At 67.3% G+C, this 20,057-nt stretch carries 13 protein-coding genes; 7 read left to right on the forward strand and 6 right to left on the reverse strand.

Features of this window, described 5'->3' with window-relative positions; translation table 11 throughout:
- Positions 1–284 precede the first annotated feature (284 nt).
- Together N536_RS38710 and N536_RS42240 are read left to right on the forward strand one after the other, a co-directional pair.
- Entirely contained in the window at positions 285–1,211 is a 927-nt protein-coding gene (locus tag N536_RS38710) for a hypothetical protein (protein ID WP_051574561.1), read from the forward strand.
- A 398-nt stretch (positions 1,212–1,609) separates the two neighbouring features.
- Complete coding sequence (locus N536_RS42240) at positions 1,610–1,780, forward strand: hypothetical protein (protein ID WP_155948626.1); 171 nt, start codon at positions 1,610–1,612, stop codon at positions 1,778–1,780.
- A gap of 7 nt (positions 1,781–1,787) precedes the next feature.
- Here the strand turns inward: N536_RS42240 and N536_RS0116745 are convergent, their stop codons facing one another.
- Positions 1,788–2,015 carry a DUF3618 domain-containing protein gene (locus N536_RS0116745; protein ID WP_029114641.1) on the reverse strand — a complete coding sequence of 76 codons (228 nt, stop codon included), beginning with the start codon at positions 2,013–2,015 and terminating at the stop codon, positions 1,788–1,790.
- Positions 2,016–2,111: 96 nt separating this feature from the next.
- Here N536_RS0116745 and bcp point away from each other — a divergent pair, with 96 nt between their 5' ends.
- Positions 2,112–2,585: a thioredoxin-dependent thiol peroxidase gene (gene bcp / locus N536_RS0116750; RefSeq protein ID WP_029114642.1), complete on the forward strand. Its 474-nt coding sequence runs from the start codon at positions 2,112–2,114 to the stop codon at positions 2,583–2,585.
- A gap of 167 nt (positions 2,586–2,752) precedes the next feature.
- Here bcp and N536_RS0116755 read toward each other — a convergent pair whose 3' ends face one another.
- The 4 genes from N536_RS0116755 to N536_RS0116770 form a co-directional block, all read right to left on the reverse strand.
- Positions 2,753–4,132 carry a dipeptidase gene (locus N536_RS0116755; RefSeq protein WP_197040163.1) on the reverse strand — a complete coding sequence of 460 codons (1,380 nt, stop codon included), beginning with the start codon at positions 4,130–4,132 and terminating at the stop codon, positions 2,753–2,755.
- Entirely contained in the window at positions 4,129–4,518 is a 390-nt protein-coding gene (locus N536_RS0116760) for a holo-ACP synthase (RefSeq protein WP_029114644.1), read from the reverse strand. The genes N536_RS0116755 and N536_RS0116760 overlap by 4 nt, the downstream gene beginning before the upstream one ends.
- A 45-nt stretch (positions 4,519–4,563) precedes the next feature.
- Positions 4,564–13,803, reverse strand: a complete 9,240-nt coding sequence (locus N536_RS0116765) for a type I polyketide synthase (protein ID WP_029114645.1) — start codon at positions 13,801–13,803, stop codon at positions 4,564–4,566.
- A gap of 528 nt (positions 13,804–14,331) precedes the next feature.
- Positions 14,332–15,066 (reverse strand): DUF1906 domain-containing protein, encoded by a 735-nt coding sequence (locus N536_RS0116770; RefSeq protein ID WP_029114646.1) that lies wholly within the window; start codon positions 15,064–15,066, stop codon positions 14,332–14,334.
- A 181-nt stretch (positions 15,067–15,247) separates the two neighbouring features.
- On the opposite strand from N536_RS0116770, the gene N536_RS0116775 reads away from it, so the two are divergent.
- Genes N536_RS0116775 through N536_RS0116790 form a run of 4 tightly spaced genes read left to right on the forward strand, consistent with a single transcriptional unit; the run spans position 15,248 to position 19,265 of the window.
- The gene (locus N536_RS0116775) at positions 15,248–16,372 is read left to right on the forward strand and encodes an ABC transporter ATP-binding protein (RefSeq protein WP_029114647.1); all 1,125 of its coding nucleotides are present in this window, start codon (positions 15,248–15,250) and stop codon (positions 16,370–16,372) included.
- A gap of 9 nt (positions 16,373–16,381) precedes the next feature.
- Positions 16,382–17,590, forward strand: a complete 1,209-nt coding sequence (locus N536_RS0116780) for an ABC transporter substrate-binding protein (protein ID WP_029114648.1) — start codon at positions 16,382–16,384, stop codon at positions 17,588–17,590.
- Between the two features lie 20 nt (positions 17,591–17,610).
- On the forward strand, positions 17,611–18,465 hold the full coding sequence (locus tag N536_RS0116785) for an ABC transporter permease (RefSeq protein ID WP_197040164.1): 855 nt from the start codon (positions 17,611–17,613) through the stop codon (positions 18,463–18,465).
- Positions 18,465–19,265, forward strand: coding sequence for an ABC transporter permease (locus N536_RS0116790; protein ID WP_036436638.1), 801 nt, complete (start codon positions 18,465–18,467; stop codon positions 19,263–19,265). The genes N536_RS0116785 and N536_RS0116790 overlap by 1 nt, the downstream gene beginning before the upstream one ends.
- Before the next feature lie 3 nt (positions 19,266–19,268).
- Here the strand turns inward: N536_RS0116790 and N536_RS0116795 are convergent, their stop codons facing one another.
- A complete protein-coding gene (locus N536_RS0116795) occupies positions 19,269–19,994 on the reverse strand; it encodes a MerR family transcriptional regulator (protein WP_029114651.1) in 726 nt (241 codons plus the stop codon).
- Positions 19,995–20,057 lie beyond the last annotated feature (63 nt).

Consider the following 20,057-nt stretch of genomic DNA (forward strand, 5'->3'; position numbering starts at 1 on the left):
TATCGACGCAGTCATTGAGCCGGTTAGATTTCTGCTGAGCGGGAGCTGAGCAAAACGCGCGGCCGCGAATTGGCGCCGCAAATGTCGGCGGCGTGAATCCGGCGCACCGCGCTATCTGCCGTTCGCGGTGTTCGACATCGCCAGCCCGGTGTTGAGCGTCATCCATGGCGCCGTCGGCTTCAACATTGCGAAGGCGCAGCCCTCCAACGAGTCCGACGCAGTGACATGACGTGTTCGGCTAAGCTCGGCAGCTGAAAACCCAACGGCACGGGGGGTCCTGCAGCATGCCCGATTTCACCTATCTGCTCGACAAGTTCGAGGCAGCGGAGATCCCAAACGACCCGTTTCCGCACGTCTACATCGACAACCTCCTCTCCGAGGCGGACTTCGCCGCCGTCGTGCAGTCCCCCGACGTGACGCTCCCGCAGGCCGCGAACGTCGACGCCATGTTCTCGTCGCTGGACGCCGCGAGCTACCAGCCGATCGAGTTTCCCGGCTGCACGAAGTCCCGCCAGGAATACGTGCAGTGGCTGGAAACCGCCGTGAAGCCGAAGAACACGCACGCCGCCTGTGAGGGCAAGGGGATGGCGTTGCGCTGCGCCACACCGCAATCCGATGCGGTCCGATCGCTCGACGCGTTCTTCCAGTCCCCCGAGTGGAGCGAGCTGCTGATTGCGAAGTTCGGCGTGTCGGCGCCGACCGTGCTGGATTGCGGCCTGCAGAAGTACTTGAACGGTTACGAGATCAGCCCGCACCCCGACATCAGGCAGAAGGCGTTGACGTGGATGCTGAACGTCAACCCCGGCCAGTCCGACGACGCCGACTATCACACCCACTACATGACGCTGAAGCCCGAGTGGAGCTTCGTCGCCGACTTCTGGAGGGACAATCCGGACGCGGAGACGTGCTGGATTCCGTGGGCGTGGTGCGACACCCAGAAGCGCCAGACGGCGAACAACAGCATCGTCATCTTCTCCCCCCGCCACGACACGCTGCACGCCGTTCGGGCCCACTACGACCACCTGCCCGCGCAGCGCACCCAGTTCTACGGGAACCTCTGGTACAAGCCCGCCCCTCTGACGTTCAGGCCGCAGTTCCAGGACTTCGCCGGCGGGTCTGCGCCGGTCTTGAGCCGCAGCGGCGGATACGTGTTGAAGTCGGCGACGTCGCGGATCAGATCTCGGCTCATGGGGTGGGCGCCGGCGCGCTGATTTTGCCACGCGCACTCGTGTCGGCACCGACCGGATGATCCAAGCAACGGGTCGTTGGTTGCTCTGAGCGTGGCGGTCGCCGTGGCCGACCGACCTTCGCCGTGGAGTACGAGCCGAGATTTTGCGGAACCGTCAAGGAACCTGCTGGTACTGACGTCCTGGTCAATTTTCTCTGTGATTCGCCAGCACACGCCGTAGCTATGTGCTGTAATCGGCATGGGTGTCAGTATCCAGCGGCGAACGACTAACGAAACCCCCGGTAGCGGAAGGTTCGGCAGCCAAAACCCTCAAAGTTTGAATCCGCGAGCAATTGGGTACAGCTGATACCATAGGATTAGCTGAGCAACGCCGGGCGTCGCCCGATCAGCCGATCGAGATGGGAAGGGAGGTCTTCGCTGATGACTATTACAAGCGCATCGATGACGGAGACCCTGCCCATCCTGGAGATCGAGGACACGTCCGATCCGACAGGGATCATCACGGTTTACACCTGCAGCAGGCTCGGGCGCACGGCAAATCCGCCCAGCCGCGGGTTCGGCGACTGGTTCCGGTTCGGCCGTCGTCGCTGACGGCGGTTCAGCGCCGCCTGACCCGGCGGATCAACAAGACCACCACCAGCGTGCCGATGCCGGCGAGCGATACCGCCACCACTGGCGTCTTCACGAAGTTCACCACGCCCGCCTTGGCATCGTCCGCGAGCCTGCGCGGATTCGCCCGCTCGGCCAGCGCGTCCACGGTCGACGCCAACTGATCGCGAGCCTGGTCGATGTCCTGCTTGATGTTGTCCGGATCCCGGTCCGCCACGTCAACCCCTCCAACTCGCGTCACTGCCTTGCCGAACTACCCTAGTTCAGCGCGGCGGCGATCCGACGCGCCGGCCGACCGAAGGGACACCCACCCATGCCACCGACTCCTCGTCTCCAGGTGGGCGACGAAGCGCCCGCGTTCACTCTTACCGACGCCGACGGCAACACGGTGAAGCTGAGCGACTACAAGGGCCGCAAGGTCATCGTCTACTTCTACCCCGCAGCATCGACCCCCGGTTGCACCAAGCAGGCGTGCGACTTCCGCGACAGCCTCGCCGAACTCAACGAGGCCGGCCTCGACGTCATCGGCATCTCGCCCGACAAGCCCGCGAAGCTCGCGAAGTTCCGCGACGCCGAGGGTCTGACGTTCCCGCTGCTGTCCGACCCCGACCGCGACGTGCTGACGGCGTGGGGCGCCTTCGGCGAAAAGACCATGTACGGCAAGACAGTTCAGGGCGTCATCCGCTCGACGTTCGTGGTCGACGAGAAGGGCAAGATCGAAGTCGCCCAGTACAACGTCAAGGCCACTGGCCACGTCGCCAAGTTGCGGCGCGACATCTCGGTCTAAATCCGCGAGTCGCTGCGCTCCTGCCCGCCGGATCTAACTGCCTGTCCGCGGCTGCGGCACCCTACCGTTCGTGGTCCTATGCGCGTTTTCTACATCGCGGCTGTGGATTCGGCACACTGAGCCGAAATCACGACCCTGACGTAGAAAATGGCCATAGCACGCAGGACCTAACCCCCGAGCTTCTCCAACAACAGCGCCTCACTGATCGCCGCGCGTTCCAGCACGCCGAGGTGCAGGCTCTCGTCGATGCTGTGCGCCTGAGTGGCCGGGTCCTCGACACCAGTCACCAGGATCGCGGCGGACGGGTACGCGGCGGCGAACTCGGCGATGAACGGGATCGAGCCGCCCACTCCGGTGTCGACGGGTTCGCGGCCCCACGCTTCCCGGAACGCCGCCCTGGCCGCGTCGTACACCTCCCCCGAGGCGTCGATCGCGTACGGCTGGCCAACGTCTCCCGGCGTCACCGTCACCCGCGCGCCCCACGGCGCGTGCTCTTGGAGGTGTCGGGTCAGCGCGTCGAGATGAGCCTTGGCGTCCCCACCGGGAGCGACGCGCATGCTGACCTTGGCGCTTGCCCGAGGGATCAGGGTGTTCGACGACTTCGCGATGGGCGTGGTGTCGATGCCGATGACGGTGATCGCGGGCTTGGCCCACAGCCGTTGCACCACGGGTCCGGAGCCGATCTCGCGGACCCCGTCCAGCAGCCCCGTCTCGTGCCGCACCCGGTCGGCCGGGTAGTCGACGTCGGCTGCGGCGCCCTGGTGCAGGCCGGCGACCGCGACGTTGCCGTCGTCGTCGTGCAGGCTGGCCAGCAGGCGCACCAGCGCGCTCAACGCGTCGGGCACCACGCCACCCCACATCCCGGAGTGCAGCCCGTGGTCGAGCGTGGCGACCTCCACGACGCAGTCGGCGAGCCCGCGCAGCGACACCGTCAACGCCGGGATCTCGGTGCTCCAGTTGTCCGAATCGGCGATCACGATGACGTCGGCGGCGAGCAGGTCGGAATGAGCACCCAACAGTGCTCCCAACGATGGCGATCCGGACTCCTCCTCGCCCTCGACGAACACCGTCACCCCGACGGGTGGATTGCCGCCGTGCGCCCGGAAGGCCGCCAGATGCGTTGCGATGCCCGCCTTGTCGTCGGCCGTGCCGCGGCCGTAGAGCCTGCCGTCGCGCTCCGTTGGCTCGAACGGCGGCGACGCCCACTGCGAGGGTTCCCCCTCGGGCTGCACGTCGTGGTGCGCGTACAGCAGCACCGTCGGCGCGCCTGGGGGCGCCGGGTGCCGGGCGATCACGGCAGGCGCCCCGCCCTCGCTGACGATGCGCACGTCACCGAAGCCTGCCTCGGACAACAGCTTCGACACCGCGGCGGCGCTGCGCCGGACCTCGTCGTGGCGGGCCGGGTCGGCCCACACCGATTCGATGCGGACGAGATCTTCGAGATCGGCGCGTACCGAGGGCAGCACCGCTTGGACACGGGCGACGAGATCACTCACCCGGCCGAGGGTAGTGGCTCCCGTGGTCCGAGGGGGTTGGCCCAGCGTCAGGACTCCAGCACGGCCACCGCGGCGGCGGTGTCGCCGTCGTGGGTCAGCGACAGGTGGATCGTGATGTCCTTCAGGTGCTCGCCGATGGCACCGGAAAGACGCACCCGGGGGCGTCCCCACATGTCCGTGACGATCTCGATGTCACGGTGGATGCCCTCGGGCAGCATCGGGCGCTTCGAGAACCTCGAACCCGACCACGCCTTGATCACGGCCTCCTTGGCCGCCCACCGCGCCGCGAGGTGCCGCGCCGCCGACGAACTCTTGTCGGCGGCGTCGCGGCGCTCACCCGGCGTGAACGTCTCGGCGAACACCGTTCCCGGTTGGTCCACCTGCTCGGCGAAGTCCGGAATGGAGACCAGGTCGATGCCGACCCCGACGATGCTCATGCGACGAACGTTAGCCCAGACCCACTTCGCCCTTGGCGCAGGCGCTCATCGTGAGTACCAGCCGTCCTCGCCCAGCCGCGACGACGGGTCGAGCAGCATCTCGGCCTCCTGCCGCTTCTCGGGCGAGTCGTGGCCGAAGCGCCGGTCAGCCGGACGCTCGTACAACGCGGGCCCACCCGCGATGGCCGACGCCAGCCTGCGCTGACCGGCGAGCACGCGCTCACCGGCGCGACGCTGGTAGTCCTCGCGCTGCTGCGGATCGAGTGCTGCCAGGAACGCCTGCGGGTGCACCAGAGCCACCAGACCCGACACGTGACCGAAGCCGAGGCTTGTGACGAGTCCTGCCTTGAGCGGGAACTTCTCGCCCAGGTGCAGGGTTTCCCGCACCCAGACGAAGTGCGCCGCGTTGGACAGCTCGTCGTCCACGCAGTCCAGGCTGCGGTTCGGCGGGATGACGCCGTCGCGCAGTATCTGGCACAGCCCCATCATCTGGAATGCCGCCGCGCCGCCCTTGCTGTGGCCCGTCAGGCTCTTCTGGCTGACGATGAACAGCGGGTTGCCCGTCGACCGGCCCATCGAGGCCGCGAGCCGCTCGTGTAGCTCCGTCTCGTTGGGATCGTTGGCCAGCGTCGACGTGTCGTGCTTGGAGATCACCGCGATGTCGTCCGCACCGACGCCGAGCTTGGCCAGCGACTTGGCCAGCTGCGACTGCCGACCGCCACGCCCTGCACCCAGGGCACCGAGGCCGGGAGCCGGAATCGACGTGTGTACGCCGTCGCCGAACGACGACGCGTACCCGACGACCGCCAGCACGGGCAGACCCATCTCCAGCGCCAGGTCACCGCGGGCCAGCAGGATCGTGCCGCCGCCCTGCGACTCGACGAAGCCGAGCCTGCGCCGGTCGTTGGCGCGGGAGAACTTCGAGTCGCTGATGCCCTTGGCCCGCATCGACTCGGTGTCGGCGGTCGCCGCCATGTCGCCGAAGCCCGTGATGGCCTCCAACGTCAGGTCGTCGTAACCACCGGCGACCACGAACTCCGCCTTGCCGAGCTTGATCTTGTCGACGCCCTCCTCGACCGAAACCGCCGCGGTGGCGCATGCCGCCACCGGGTGGATCATCGAGCCGTAGCTGCCGATGTAGGACTGCACGACGTGGCCCGCGAAGACGTTGGGAAGCACCTCTTGCAGGATGTCGTTCGGCTTGTTCTTGCCCAACAGATTCCCGTGGTACATCGTCTGCATCGACGTCATGCCACCCATGCCGGTGCCCTGCGTGCTGGCGACCAGGCTGGGGTGCACCCAGCGCATCAGCTCCGTCGGGGTGAAGCCCGAGGTGAGGAACGCGTCGACGGTGGTGACGAGGTTCCACAGCGCCAACCGGTCGATCGAGTTCGTCATGTCCGGCGTGACGCCGTAGACCGTCGGGTCGAATCCGGTGGGGATCTGCGCGCCCACGGTGCGGGAGAGCTTCACCTTGCGCGGTACTCGAATCTCGGTGCCCGCCTTGCGAGTGACCTGCCAGTCGGACCCGTCCGGCACCGGTGAGATGACGGTGTGCTCCGGGTCGAACTCGACGAAGGCGCGGGCGTCGGCCTCGGACGACACGACGAAGCTGAAGTCCTTGTCGAGGAACACCGAAACCAGCAGCGGCGCAGCGTGATCCGGATCGATGGCACCGTCGTCCACGAACTCACGGATGCCGACGCGTTCGACGACGATGTCGTGGTAGCGCTCCACCAGCTCACCCTCGTCGACCAGGTCGCCGGACTGCGTGTCGTACCAACCCGGCTTCGGATCGTCTTCCCACTTGACCAGCCCGGTCGTCCACGCCAACTCGAGCACGCCTGCGGCCGACAGCTCGCCCGAGACCTCCATCTCGAAGCGGGTCCGCGACGAACCGTAGGGCCCGAGCTCGGCACCGCCGACGATCACGACCATGTCGGCGGGGTCGACGTCGAGGTCGTTCCACGCGGGCGGCGGAGCCGCGGCGTAGCCGCGCGGAGGCGACGGCAGCGCCGGGATGGTCGCGAGGTCCACGTCGTCGTCCTCGGCGGCTTCGCCGGCCATCTCCTCGCGTGCCTTGGCGGCCAGCTCGGACATGTCGATGTCGATCTCGCCGAGACCACCGGTCAGGTCCACCTGCAACGGGGCACGTGCGGCGGCGACCTTGGACTCGATGTCGCACAGGTCGAGCAACATCGACGCCATCTGCTCGGTCGAGTAGGTGGTCACGCCCGCCTCTTCGACGGCGCCGACGATGGCGTCGTTGTGACCCATCAGGCCGGTGCCCTTGGTCCAGCCGATCAGCGCATGGGCCAACGAAACCCGTTGCGCCCACGACGTTTCGGCCTTCCAGCGCGAGACGACTGCGTCGAGCGCGGCCTTGGCCTCACCGTAGGCGCCGTCGCCGCCGAACATCCCGCGGTTCGGGGAGCCGGGCAGCACGACGTGCAACCGCGACGCGATGTCGCGCTCGGAGCCGATGTGCGACAGGCCGCCGATGAGCCGCTGCACGGCCCAGAGCAACACCTTCATCTCCATCTCGGAGCGTGAACCGGCATCGGACAGATCACCCGCGACGCGTGGCGCCGCGAACGGGAACAGCAGCGTCGGCGTCAGAGCGTCCTTGATGTGGACCGACTGCGGCCCAAGGCTTTCGGTCTGCTCATTGCCCACCCACGCGACCAGCGCGTCGATGTCGCTGTAGGACGCCATGTTGGCGGGCACTACCCACAGCTGTGCGCCGAACCGGGCGTTGTCGCGGTAGAGCGTCCGGTAGAACGCCAACCGGTCGTCGTCCAGCTTGGACGTGGTCGCGATGACCGTCGCTCCGCCATCGAGCAGCTGCGCGGCGACCGACGCGGCGATCGAGCCCTTGGAGGCACCGGTCACCACCGCGATCTCGTCGGCGTAGCGGCCCCGTGCGGGGTTCTCCGCCCCGGCGGCGGCGCGGCCGTACAGCACGGCGTGCACGTTGCGACCCGATGCCAGCGCCTTGCCCTGCCACCAATTCGCTTGCGTGGCAACGATGTGCCCGGCACCCTCGAAGCGCTCCGAGAGCCGCATCCAGTCGCCGTCGATCTCGTCCTCGTCCATCAGCCACAGCCTGGCGAGGTCTTCACGGGCGCTGGCCCACCGGTCGTCGAACAGCACCGCCTTGCGGGAGTCGAACGTCGGCGCCACCAGACGCGGCCAATCCGAACCCAGTTCGGCGGAGATGAGGTCGATGAGCTCGGCGTCGTTGACCGACTCGGGCGCACTGACCGGGTTGTCCAGCCCCAGCTGGCCCAGGATCATCCTGGCGGTCGACGCCAACACGCCGTCGCGGCCGGTGACCTGCTCGGCGAACTCGGTCAGCGCGGCGGAGTCCACCACGCCACCAGCCGCGGCACCCGACGACGGCAATGCCACCGAGATGCCCTTGCGGGCCGCGACCGTGGAAACCGCGGCGTCGACGACCTTGTCCACCGTGGCAGCGTCGGCCAGCGCACCGTCGTGCAGCCCGCCGAGCGCGCCGCCGCGGACGCTGGAACCCTCGCGGGTACCCAACGCGACCTCGAGCGTGACGTGCTTGGCCCAGCCCTCGCCCAGCTCCCACGTCTTGGTGACGCGTTCGGCGATGGCAGCGGGACGCTTGCCCGAGGGCCCGAGCACAGTCCGCAGCTGATCGTTGATCGCATCGGAAAGCACTGGGCCGAAAGGCTTGTACGTGCGGGCCAGCTTGGTCACCTGAGTCTTCAGCCCGGCCAGGTCGGCCTCGGCCGCCCCGTCGATCGCACCAAGGTTCAGTTCCGAACCCAGGTCGACCAGCAGCTGGTTGCGCCGCGACGACGCACCGTCGGTGATCGACTCGATGGAGTCCAGCGACTCGATCTGGTCGATGCGCATCTTCGCCGAAAGGGCGATGAGCCCGAGCGTGGCGTCGGCGGCATCGAATCCGATGTCCGCCGGGCGCGGGCCGCCACTCGGTGCGGCCGCAGGCGCCGGTGCCGGCGCTGCCTCCGACGCGACCGGTGCGTCCGCCGAAGCGGGCGCGGCGTCCGAGGTGGAGTCGTCGTCCTCGGGTTCCGGATCGGTGTCGGTGGCGAACAACACGGCAGCGTCGCGCTCGGAGTTGAGCACCTCAGTCGTGTTGTGCGAGTACTCCGGCAGCTTCAAGGTATTCGTGGCCAGGCCGGCGACGGTGGGTGCCGACTTCACGCCGATCTCCACGAACCGCTCGATGCCGAGACCGCCTGCGGCCTCCTCGATGAAGAGCAGGTCCTGGGTCTCGATCCAGCGCACCGGGCTGGCGAACTGCCAGGCGAGCAACTCGATGACGACCTTGCGGCACAGCTCCGTTGGCTTCTCGTTCCGCCACGTGTCGTAGTCGGCGAGGATCTCGTCGAGCGGCTCGGCGGGCACCAGGTCGCGAATCTCCTGGATGAAGTCGCGGTCCAGGGTGAACGGCCGCGGCACCAGGTTCGGGATGTAGCGGCCGACGAGGAGGTCGGGATCCGCCCCACGCGGCATGACCCGCTCCAGCGAGCGACGGAAGTCGGCGACGCCGACCCGCAGCACGCTGGAGTGGAACGGCACGTCGATGCCGGGCACCAGGATGAACGAGCGCTTGCCACCACTGATCTCGCGGCGCCTGTCGACCTCTTCCTCCAACGCCTCGAGACCGCGCACCGTGCCGGCGATCGCATACTGCGAGCCGCGCAGGTTGTAGTTCACGATCTGCAGGAATTCACCTGTGCGCTCGGCGATTTCGTCGATGAACGCGGGCACGTCGTCGTCCGGGAGGTCGATCTGCGACGGCCGGATGGCGGCCAGTCGGTAGTTCGAGCGCCCGTGCTCGTCGCGCGGGACGATGTCGTGCATCTTGCTGCCGCGGTGGAACACCACCTCCAGCAGCGCCTCCAGCTCGTAAACGCCGGAGACACAGGCCAATGCGGTGTACTCACCGACGGAGTGACCGCACGCGATCGCACCCTCGACGAAGGCACCCTGCTCGCGCATCTCGGCAACCTGGGCCGCGGCCACCGTCGCCATGGCGACCTGGGTGAACTGCGTCAGGTAGAGCACGCCTTCGGGATGGTGGTAGTGCACGCCGCTGGCGATCAACGTGGTCGGGTTGTCCCGAACCACGTGCAGCACGGAGAAACCGAGCGTTTCGCGGGTGAACTTGTCTGCGGTGTCCCACACCTTGCGGGCGGCCTTCGACCGGGCGCGGACGTCCATGCCCATGCCCTTGGACTGGATGCCCTGGCCGGGGAACGCGTAGACGGTCTTGGGCGCGGCGAGCTGCGCGGTCGCCGACATCACCAGGTCGCTGCCGACCTTCGCGGTGACCTCGATGATCTCGGCGCCACGGTCGATGCCGACGCGGTCGACGCGGAAGTCGATCTCGTCACCGGGCAACACCATGCCGAGGAACCGTGAGGTCCAGCCGACCAGTCGCGCGGGCGGGGTGGCCCTGCCGTCGGTGGCTGTGACGACGTGTTGCGCGGCAGCCGACAGCCACATGCCATGCACGATGGGCGATTTCAGCCCGGCGAGCAGAGCGGCGGCGCGGTCGGTGTGGATCGGATTGTGGTCACCGGACACCACGGCGAACGCGCTCATGTCGGTGGGCGCGGCGACGGTGACGTCGCGACGGCGCCGGCGCGGCGTGTCGGTGGCGTTATCGGTGATGGCCCCACCCGCGCGCGGCGGGTCGGTCAGCTCGACGGCGCCGGTGCGGCCGCGGATCGCGAACCGCTCCTCGAGCCGGGCCAGCTCGGTGCCCGCGGCGTCGCGGATGGTCACCGACACCGGGACGACGCGGCCGACCTCGGTGTCGACGGCGGGCGAAGCCGTTGCGGTGACGGTCAATTCGGCCGTCGCCTTCGGCATCGGCGCGAGCAGGTGCGCGGCGTGGTCGAGGTGGACCAGGCTCAGCAGACCCTCCACGACCGGGAAGCCCGAGGCGGTGACGGCCGAACCGATGACCGAGAACACGGCGGGCCAGCAGCGCCCGACCAAGGCGTCGGGCACCAGGGTCAGGCCGGGGGCCAGCGGCGCACCGAACGTCGCGGTGACACCGGTGTGGTCGGCGACCTCCTCCGGATCCCAGGACACGGTGACCGTGGTGGTGTCGTCGGCGACGGGCGGAAGGGCCTCGGGGCCGTCCACGCCGGCGGCGATGGCCAGCACGGCGCGCATGGCGGCCGACGCGTCCTCGGTCGTGACGACGGGCATGCCACCATCGACCGTGGCCGCGGGCAGCGTGAAGCGGATCGTGATCCAGATGTCGGACAGCGGAACGCTCAGCGTGACCTGCTCACCGCTGAGCTCGAGGCGCGCACCCGTGGACGGGTGTGTCGCCGAACGATTTTCGTTGACCTGCCACTCCCCTGGCGCACCAATCCGGTGCACTGGGTTGATCGCTGTGCGGCCGGCCCACAGCACGTCGGGCGAGTCGAGCACGACGGCGAGTGGTCCGGTGACGTCGGCGCGGGCCTGACGGCGCGACACCACGGCGACCGGCTCGGCGCCGGATGCGATGACCTCGTCGATGGATGCCTGCTCGAAGCGGTCGAGCAGCTCACCGACCGGCTCGTCGACGCGGGTGATGCCCACGACCGCCTCGGTGCCGGGAATGATGCACACTTCGTCGGCGGAGTAGCGCGCGTCGTGCGCCTGCCACAGCGAGTCGCTGCGCCACCAGCGCCGCACGTCCTTGTCGATGACCGGCACGAAGTTGACCGGCTTGCCAAGCGTCTTGCACAGGGTGATGAAGAACGGCACGTCGGCGGGGTGCAGCTTGACCGCTTCGGCGTCGGGGTAACGGGCCAGCAGTGCGGCGATGGCGCGCGGCGGATCCTCAAGCAGCGCTTCACCTTCGGCGTCCACGCCGTACAGGGTGTCGATGGGGCCCGAGTCGGCGGGATGCAGCCGCGCCTCGGCGCGCTTGAGCATCTCCTCGAACCGGTCGCGCCAGCTGACGTCCAGCCACGGCGAATCGCGTCGCTTGGTGTCGGCAGTGCTGTCGCCGTCGCCGATCGCCAGCTCCACGTAGCGCTGCAGCCACTGCAGGTAGGTCATGTCGTCGACGTCGCCGAAGTACGGCTTGGCGGTGGCGGCCATCGCGGCGATGATCTCGTCGCGCCGCTCGGCGACCGCGTCGGCGTCACCGGCGACGTCGTCGAGCAGTCGACCGCACCTGGATGCGGCGTTGTCGATCTCGTGGATGTCGGCACCGAGCTGGCTGCGCCCGGATGCCATGCCGCCCTGCGCCTTTCCGGCGGCGACCCAGGAGTCGGTGCCGGTGGTCTCCACCAGCAGCTGCTTCACCTGGGGCGAGGTGGTCGACTCCAGCGTGGCCATGGCCGCGGTGCCGACGAGGATGCCGTCGACCGGCATCTTCGGGAAGCCGTAGCGCTCCGCCCATGCGCCGGAGAGGTATTCGGCGGCACGCTCTGGCGTGCCGATGCCGCCGCCGACGCACACGGTGATGTTGGACAGCTTGCGCAGTTCGCCGTACGTCGACACCAGCAGGTCGTCGAGGTCTTCCCAGGAGTGGTGTCCACCGGCCCGGCCACCCTCGATGTGGACGATGACGTCGCGGTCGGGCACCTCGGCGGCGATCTTGATGACGGACTTGATCTGCTCGACGGTGCCCGGCTTGAACACGACGTGCTTGATCCCGATCGAGTTCAGTTCCTCGATGATGTCGACGGCCTCGTCGAGCTCGGGGATGCCGGCGCTGACCACGACGCCGTCGATCGGTGCGCCCGACTGACGGGCCTTCTGCACCAGGCGCTTTCCGCCGACCTGCAGCTTCCACAGGTACGGATCGAGGAACAGCGTGTTGAACTGCACCGCGCGGCCCGGCTCCAGGAGCTGCGTGAGCTCCTCGATGCGCGCGTCGAAGATGGGCTCGGTGACCTGGCCACCACCGGCCAGTTCGGCCCAGTGGCCGGCGTTGGCCGCCGCGGCGACGATCTTGGCGTCGACGGTGGTGGGCGTCATGCCCGCGAGCAGGATCGGCGAGCGTCCGGTGAGGCGGGTGAACTTGGTCGAGAGCTTGACCGAGCCGTCGGGCAGCGTGACCACCGACGGGGCATAGCTCGACCAGGCGGGCGCGACCTCGGGTGCGGCACCGACCGTGAACAGGTTGCGCTGCCCGGCGCGGGTGGCCGCGGCGACGATGCCGACGCCGAGGCCGCGGATGATGGGTGCGGTCAACCGCGTGACGGTGTCACTGGGACCGAGATCGACGATCCAGCGGGCACCGGCCTCGTGCAACCGGTCGACCTCTGCGACCCAGTCGATGGGCCGCACGAAGATCGAGTCCGTCATCTCGTGCGCCATGGCCGCATCGATACCGGTCTTGGCGGCCCAGCGGTCGACGAGGTCGACGCCGTCGGCCAGTCGCGGGGTGTGGAAGCCGACCTCGACCTGGACGCTGTGGAAGACGGGTGCGAACACCGCACCGCCGCGCAGCTTGTTCTTGCGCTCGGCTTCTTCCTTCTCGGTGATCTTGCTGCAGTACAGCTCGAACCGGGACAGCTGTTCCGGGGTGCCGGTGATGACGACCGACCGTCGTCCGTTGCGGATGGACAACACGGGCGGGAGCACCGTGCGCACGTCGGTGGAGAAGTCCTCGAGCAGTTCGACGATGCGGTCGGGATCCGCGTTGGTGACCGACACCATCGGCGTCTTGTCACCGCGTCCGACCATGCCGCGCCGGCGCGATACCAGCGACCCGGCCGCACCGATCAGCTGGAGCAGGGCCAGCAGCTCGGCGTCGCGAGCACCGTTTGCCCGAAGCGACTCGCAGGCCATGATGCCCTGCGAGTGACCCGCCATGGCCACCGGCGGAGTGCCCTGCAGATCGAGACCCTGGCGCTTCACCGCGCGGATCGCGGCCATCTGGGCCAGCAGGATGCCGGGGCCGGAGATCGCGGCCGTGGTCAGCTGCTTGGACGTCGGCAGCGGCTCGTCGGCGGCCAGCGCGCGCACCCACTGCATCGGTTGGAAGCCGATCGGGCGGACGACCACCAGCTCGCGGGCGACGGGCTCCAGCAGCAGCTCGGCCTCGCCGACGACCTCGCTCAGCTCCGACTCGATCCCGGCGGCGCTGATCAGTTCCTCGAGGTTCTCGAGCCAGTTGCCGCCCTGCCCGCCGAACGCGACGGCATAGGGTTCACCAGCGTTGAGGAGGTCGACCAGCGCGTTCGCGCTGGTCAGTGCCGAGGACGTGTCGCTCGAATCGCCATTGCGGCCGGTGGTCACTCTGTCGTGTTCGTTGATCGTCACGTCTTGCCATCTCCTCGTTGCGCTGTGGCGCGTATCGCTCGTCTTTGGGCTGTCGTCTGGGGCGCGGCCCCGCTTCTGTGCGGGGTCGTGCGATTCGGCGTCGAATCTCGACTGGCTCCGGTCGACCTCCCGCCATCTCTGGCATCGAGGGACGTGGCCGGACTCCCCGATCGGGCAGCCCGGGTATGGGCCAGCTGCAATAAGGGTGTCATAAGAGCCAGGGCAATTTTCTGCCCTCAAATGGTTACTGGCGAGTTCTACGCTCGAGTAACCACACATTGGGTTACGCAGCGTTGCAGCGGCCCGAGAGTCTTGCGGTACAAACGTCCTGCTGGAGCGTGGTTACGGTCGAGTAGCTACAACTGTGCTGATCAAGGCAGTATTGTTACCGAATCGTTATGTAGAAATTTTCGGCGACCAAATGCCTCGGGGCGGTCGCGAAAAAAGCGACACCGGCGGCCAATCTGTCTACCCAAGCGACCGACTAGCGCCAAATAGTTTGCTGGCAAGACTTACTGGTCGGTAAGTTTAGTCCCACTGCCCGAACTGAGGCTTGAGAATGTGGTTGAGGTCGACGCCGACACCACCGACGCTGCGCTTGTCGATCTCGACTTGATGCAGGTGCGCAGCCGGATGGGTGAAGCCCTTGGGCGATCCCCAGTTGTGTTGCCAGAAGTACGAACCGATGCCGTCCTGTAGCGCCCAGTCGATGGTCTTGGAGTTGGCATACACGCCGACGCGTTGGCGACCAAGGACCGACTCCCAGGCCTTCAGATAGGGCGCGACCTGCTGCTTGTACTGCTCATACGTCGGATCGTCGTCGATCGATGCGTAGATCGGTGCGCCGTACGACCCGCCCGCCGCGACGTGCAACTGCCAGCCCCGCTTGGCGTGCTGCACGCCCGCGTTCTGCCCGCCGAGCCAGTCCGCACTGTCCTGCTTGCCGTACTGATAGCAGGAAACGATCTTCAGACCGCTCTGGTACAGGTCGCGCGCCTCGGGCAACTGGATCGGCTTTCCCAGCATCCACGCGCCGCCAGGGCGCCGATCGGAGACGTAGCGGATGGCGCCTGCCGCTCCTGCCGCGCGGATGTCGGTTGCCCTGATCACGCCCGCCGCATAGTCGAGAAGCACGCCGAGCGGAGCCGCCGACGCCGAGGGCGCACCCGTGGACGCGGAGACCGCAGCCAGCGTCCCGCCGAAACCGAGCACGGCCGGCGCGACCGCCGCGTACTTCAGCACGTCGCGTCGAGAAATCGACATGAACCACAGAATATGACACCGGCATCAATTTCCCCGTCAACGCCACTGGTCACGGCAGCATCAAGATTCACAGATCCGTTCACGTTGCTGAATAGACGAAACCCGTCGGCGAAGTACCGGCTTCATACGAAATCCGCACTTTGGGGTGCGGTTTGACCGACGGATCCATACGATTCTGCGCATGCCGTCTGGGCCGCCCTCCGTGACCGCCGCCGCGGCGTCGACGACCGCCACCGTTGGAGGCGAACCGCAGATCGAGCTGATCGGCCTGCGCAAGGTGTTCAGCGGGCACGGAAACCAAGGGCACGGCAACCACGGCGTCGTCGCAGTCGACGGGGCCGACCTGACCGTCGACGACGGCGAACTGTTCGCGCTTCTCGGCCCGTCCGGATCCGGCAAGACCACGGTGCTGCGGATGATCGCCGGCTTCGAACAACCCACCGCGGGCAGCATCCGGCTCGGCGGCGTCGACGTGACCGACCTGCCTGCCCGGCGGCGCGACGTCAACACCGTCTTCCAGGAGTACGCGCTGTTCCCCCACATGACGGTGGCGCAGAACGTCGAGTACGGGCTCAAGGTACGTGGGGTGCCGAAGATCGAGCGGCGCCGTCGCACCTCCGACGCGCTGGACATGGTCCGGCTGACCGACTTCGCGCCACGGCGTCCCGCCCAGCTGTCCGGCGGTCAGCGTCAGCGCGTCGCGTTGGCCCGGGCCCTCGTCGGGCGGCCGCGGGTGCTGCTGCTCGACGAGCCCCTCGGCGCACTGGACCTCAAGCTGCGCGAGCAGATGCAGATCGAACTGAAGGCGATCCAGCGCGAGGTCGGCATCACCTTCGTCATCGTCACGCACGACCAGGACGAGGCGCTGACGCTGTGCGACCGGCTCGCCGTCTTCAACGACGGGCGCATCGAGCAGATCGGCAAGGCGCGCGAGGTGTACGAGCACCCCGCGAATCGGTTCGTCGCCGATTTCGTCGGGACGTCCAACGTGCTCGACGGCGCCGCCGCCGAGGCCATCCTTGGCCGCACCGGCACGTTCGCCATCCGGCCCGAGCGCATCGCGGTGTTCGCTCCCGGTACCGACTCGGTCTCAGGGGTGCGGACGGTCGACGCCACGGTGGCCGAGATCATCTATGCCGGGCCGACGACCAAGATCGCCGCCGTGGCCTCTCCTGGTGTCACGCTGACCGCGACCGTCCTGACCGCGAGCACCTGGTTGCCGTCGACTCTGCATCACGGTGCACCAATCACGTTGGCGTGGCCCGAAAAGGCCGTACACGATCTCAATCCCTCGAGTGATGACTAAGGAGCTCCCATGAATTCGTCTGCGGTTCGGCTCGGCATGGCGTTCACCGCGTGTGCCGTCCTGGTCTCCGGAATGGTGACGTCCTGTTCCAGTTCGGATTCCGGCTCCGGCTCCGGCTCCGGTACAACGCCGCCGAAGCTCGAACCGCTCGGCAGCATCGGCAACGGTGAGGGCGAGCTCAACCTCATCGCGTGGGCGGGCTACGCGGAGAACGGCTCGAATGACCCTGCGGTCGACTGGGTTACGCCGTTCGAGAAGGAATCCGCTTGCAAGGTCAACGTCAAGGTCGGCAACACGTCCGACGAGATGGTGCAGCTGATGCGCAGCGGCCAGTACGACGGGGTGTCGGCATCTGGCGATGCGACGCTACGACTCATCTACGCCGGCGACGTCGCGCCCGTCAACACCTCGCTGGTGCCGAACTACGAGTCGATTTCTTCGTTCCTGAAGGACAAGAAGTGGAACTCGGTGGACGGGCAGATGTACGGCATCCCGCACGGTTGGGGCGCCAACCTCTTGATGTACAACATCGACGTCGTGCGCGACGCGCCGAACTCGTGGGGTGCCGTCTTCGACGGGGCGAGCAAGTACAAGGGCAAGGTGACGGCCTACGACTCGCCGATCTACATCGCCGACGCCGCGTTGTATCTGTCGAAGACCAAGCCGGAGTTGGGCATCAAGGATCCGTACTCACTGACGTCCGAGCAGCTCGACGCGGCGGTCGATCTGCTGAAGGCGCAGCGGGAGAACATCAGTGAGTACTGGTCGGACTACACCAAGGAGGTCCAGGCGTTCGAGTCCGGCACGTCGGTGATCGGCACCACGTGGCAGGTGATCGCCAACACGATCGGGACCGACAACAAGGTCCAGGTGAACACCGTGCTGCCGAAGGAAGGCGCCACCGGATGGTCGGACACCTGGATGGTCGCAGCGAAGGCCGCGCACCCCAACTGCATGTACAAGTGGATGGACTGGATCACCTCGCCGAAGATCAACGCACAGGTGGCCGAGTACTTCGGTGAGGCGCCGGCCCAGACGAAGGCGTGCGACTTCACGACCGAGAAGGACTTCTGCGACATCTATCACGCGACGGACGAGAAGTACGCCGACCAGATCCATTACTGGACCACGCCCCAGACCCAGTGCGTCGATGGCAGCGGTGACAACTGCACGGCCTACGACCAGTGGGTCGACAAGTGGCAGCAGATCAAGGGGTGACGGTTGGCGCCGACGACGCGCTGACCACGGCGCCGCCGCCGGCCTCACCCCGGCTGCCGCGGCGACTCGGCCTGGCCTTCCTGTTGGTGCCGCCCCTGGCCTGGCTCACCATCGCATACCTGGGTTCGCTGGTGGTGCTGCTGATTTCGGCGTTCTGGACCACGAACTCGTTCACCGGGGCGGTGGTGCGCACCGTCACCGGCCACAACATCACCCGGGTGCTGACCGACGAGGTGTTCCGCACCGTCACGCTGCGCACCATCGGCGTGGCACTGGTGGTCACGGTGCTGTGCACCATCCTCGCGGTGCCGTTGGCCCTCTACATGGCGAAGATCGCCTCGCCGCGCGTGCGCCTGATGCTCGTGGTGGCGGTGACCACCCCGCTCTGGGCCAGCTATCTGGTCAAGGCGTACGCATGGCGCATGCTGCTCTCTCCCGAGGGCCCGCTGTCGTGGGCAATCGGGTACAGCCCCGGCTATGGGCTGATCGCCACCATCATCACGCTGACCTATCTGTGGTTGCCGTACATGATCATTCCGGTGTTCGCGGCGTTCGAGCGCGTCCCCGGCTCACTGATCGACGCGAGCTCGGACCTCGGGGCATCAGACGTCTCGACGTTGCGAATGGTGGTCGCGCCGTTGGTGTTTCCCGGTATCGCCGCCGGGTCGATCTTCACCTTCTCGCTGTCGCTCGGTGACTACATCGCCGTCACCATCGTCGGCGGCAAGACTCAGCTGCTCGGCAACATCATCTACGGCCAGCTCGTCACCGCCAACAACCAACCGTTGGCCGCGGCGCTGTCGATCATCCCGTTGGCCGCGATCGTGCTGTACCTGCTGGCGATGCGCCGCACCGGTGCACTGGAGAACGTCTGATGCTCTCGGCGGGAGCCCGACACCTGGTTCGGGCGTGGACGGTACTGGTGCTGGTATTTCTCTACGCGCCACTGCTTCTGGTGATCATCAACGCCTTCAACTCGTCGCGGTCCTTCGCCTTCCCGCCGAGCGGGTTCACGCTGGATTGGTGGAAGACCGCCGCGCACAGCGCGGGGATGTGGAAGTCGCTGGCGAACTCGGCGCTGGTCGGCCTTGGCGCCACCGCGATCGCCCTGGTGCTCGGGACGATGGCGGCCTTCGCCGTTCAGCGGTACGAGTTCTTCGGCCGCAACACCGTCAGTTTCCTGGTGGTGCTTCCGATCACGTTGCCCGGCATCGTCACCGGCATCGCGCTGAATGCAACGTTCACCTCGGCACTCGGCATCACGCTCGGGCTGGCGACCGTGATCATCGGGCACGCGACGTTCTGCATCGTGATCGTCTTCAACAACACTCAGGCCCGGCTGCGCAGGCTCGGCACCCAGCTCGAGGACGCTTCCGCCGATCTCGGCGCATCGCAGTGGCAGACGTTCCGCTACATCACGTTCCCGATGATGCGCGGCGCCTTGGTCGCTGGTGCCATCCTCGCCTTCGCACTGTCGTTCGACGAGATCGTGGTGACCACGTTCACCGCGGGGCCCAGCGTGCAAACCCTTCCGATCTGGATCTTCGGAAACCTGTTCCGCCCCAACCAAGCACCCGTCATCAACGTGGTTGCGGCCGCACTGACGCTGGTAGCGATCATCCCGGTGTGGCTGGCACAGCGGTTCGGTGGCGACCCGGCCACCACGCGGGTGTAACCGCTACTGCGCCTTGCGCTCCCAGTCACTGTTCAGTACGGACGCGGCGTAGTCCGACACCGCGGTCTCCAGCGAGCGCTCCACGGCAGCCCCGAGGAGGTCGGCGACGACCTGGTCGCCGAGGTCGCGGTAGTCGGCCACCACGCGGCGCAACTGCGCCATGTCCTCGGGCTTCGGCATGAAGTTCAATCCGTACCGGGCGAGGATCGACTGCTGCAAGGCCCGCGCCTTCGCGGCGGCCAATTTCGCTATCGGCTCACCGGCGGCGTCGTACACCCGCAGGATCGCCCGCAGGTAGTCCAGCGGCTCGGCGGCTCGGCCCACGATCTCGGCCATCTTCGAGTTGAGGAACCTCAATTCGCCGTCGACCACTTCGGCGAGCCCGCATGCACGCAGCCGACGCGCCTCGTCGCACTCCGGGTCGATGGCCACCACCCCGGCCGGTTCCTCGTGCCGACGGCCGAAGATCGCCTCCTGCAGACCGAGCAGGTCGGCAAGGTCGTGGCCGTTGCGGATGCTGGTGAAGAACTCGGCGATGTGCACGGAGCTGAAGCCCTTGCGCAACAGATCGGTGATGATCTTCAGCTGACCGAGGTGATGATCGTCGTAGTACGCCGACCGCCCCTTCCGGCGCGGAGGGTCGAGCAAGCCCCGTTCGCGATACGCGCGGATGTTGCGGGAACTGACGTTAGACAGGCTCGCGAGTTCGTCCAAACGGTATTCAGCCAACACAGTATCCGCTCAATACGCCGCTCACACCCACTGTCGTGCGCGCTCCGCAACGAGACATAT

It is taken from the genome of Mycobacterium sp. URHB0044 (assembly GCF_000620625.1).
Taxonomy (GTDB): Bacteria; Actinomycetota; Actinomycetes; order Mycobacteriales; family Mycobacteriaceae; genus Mycobacterium.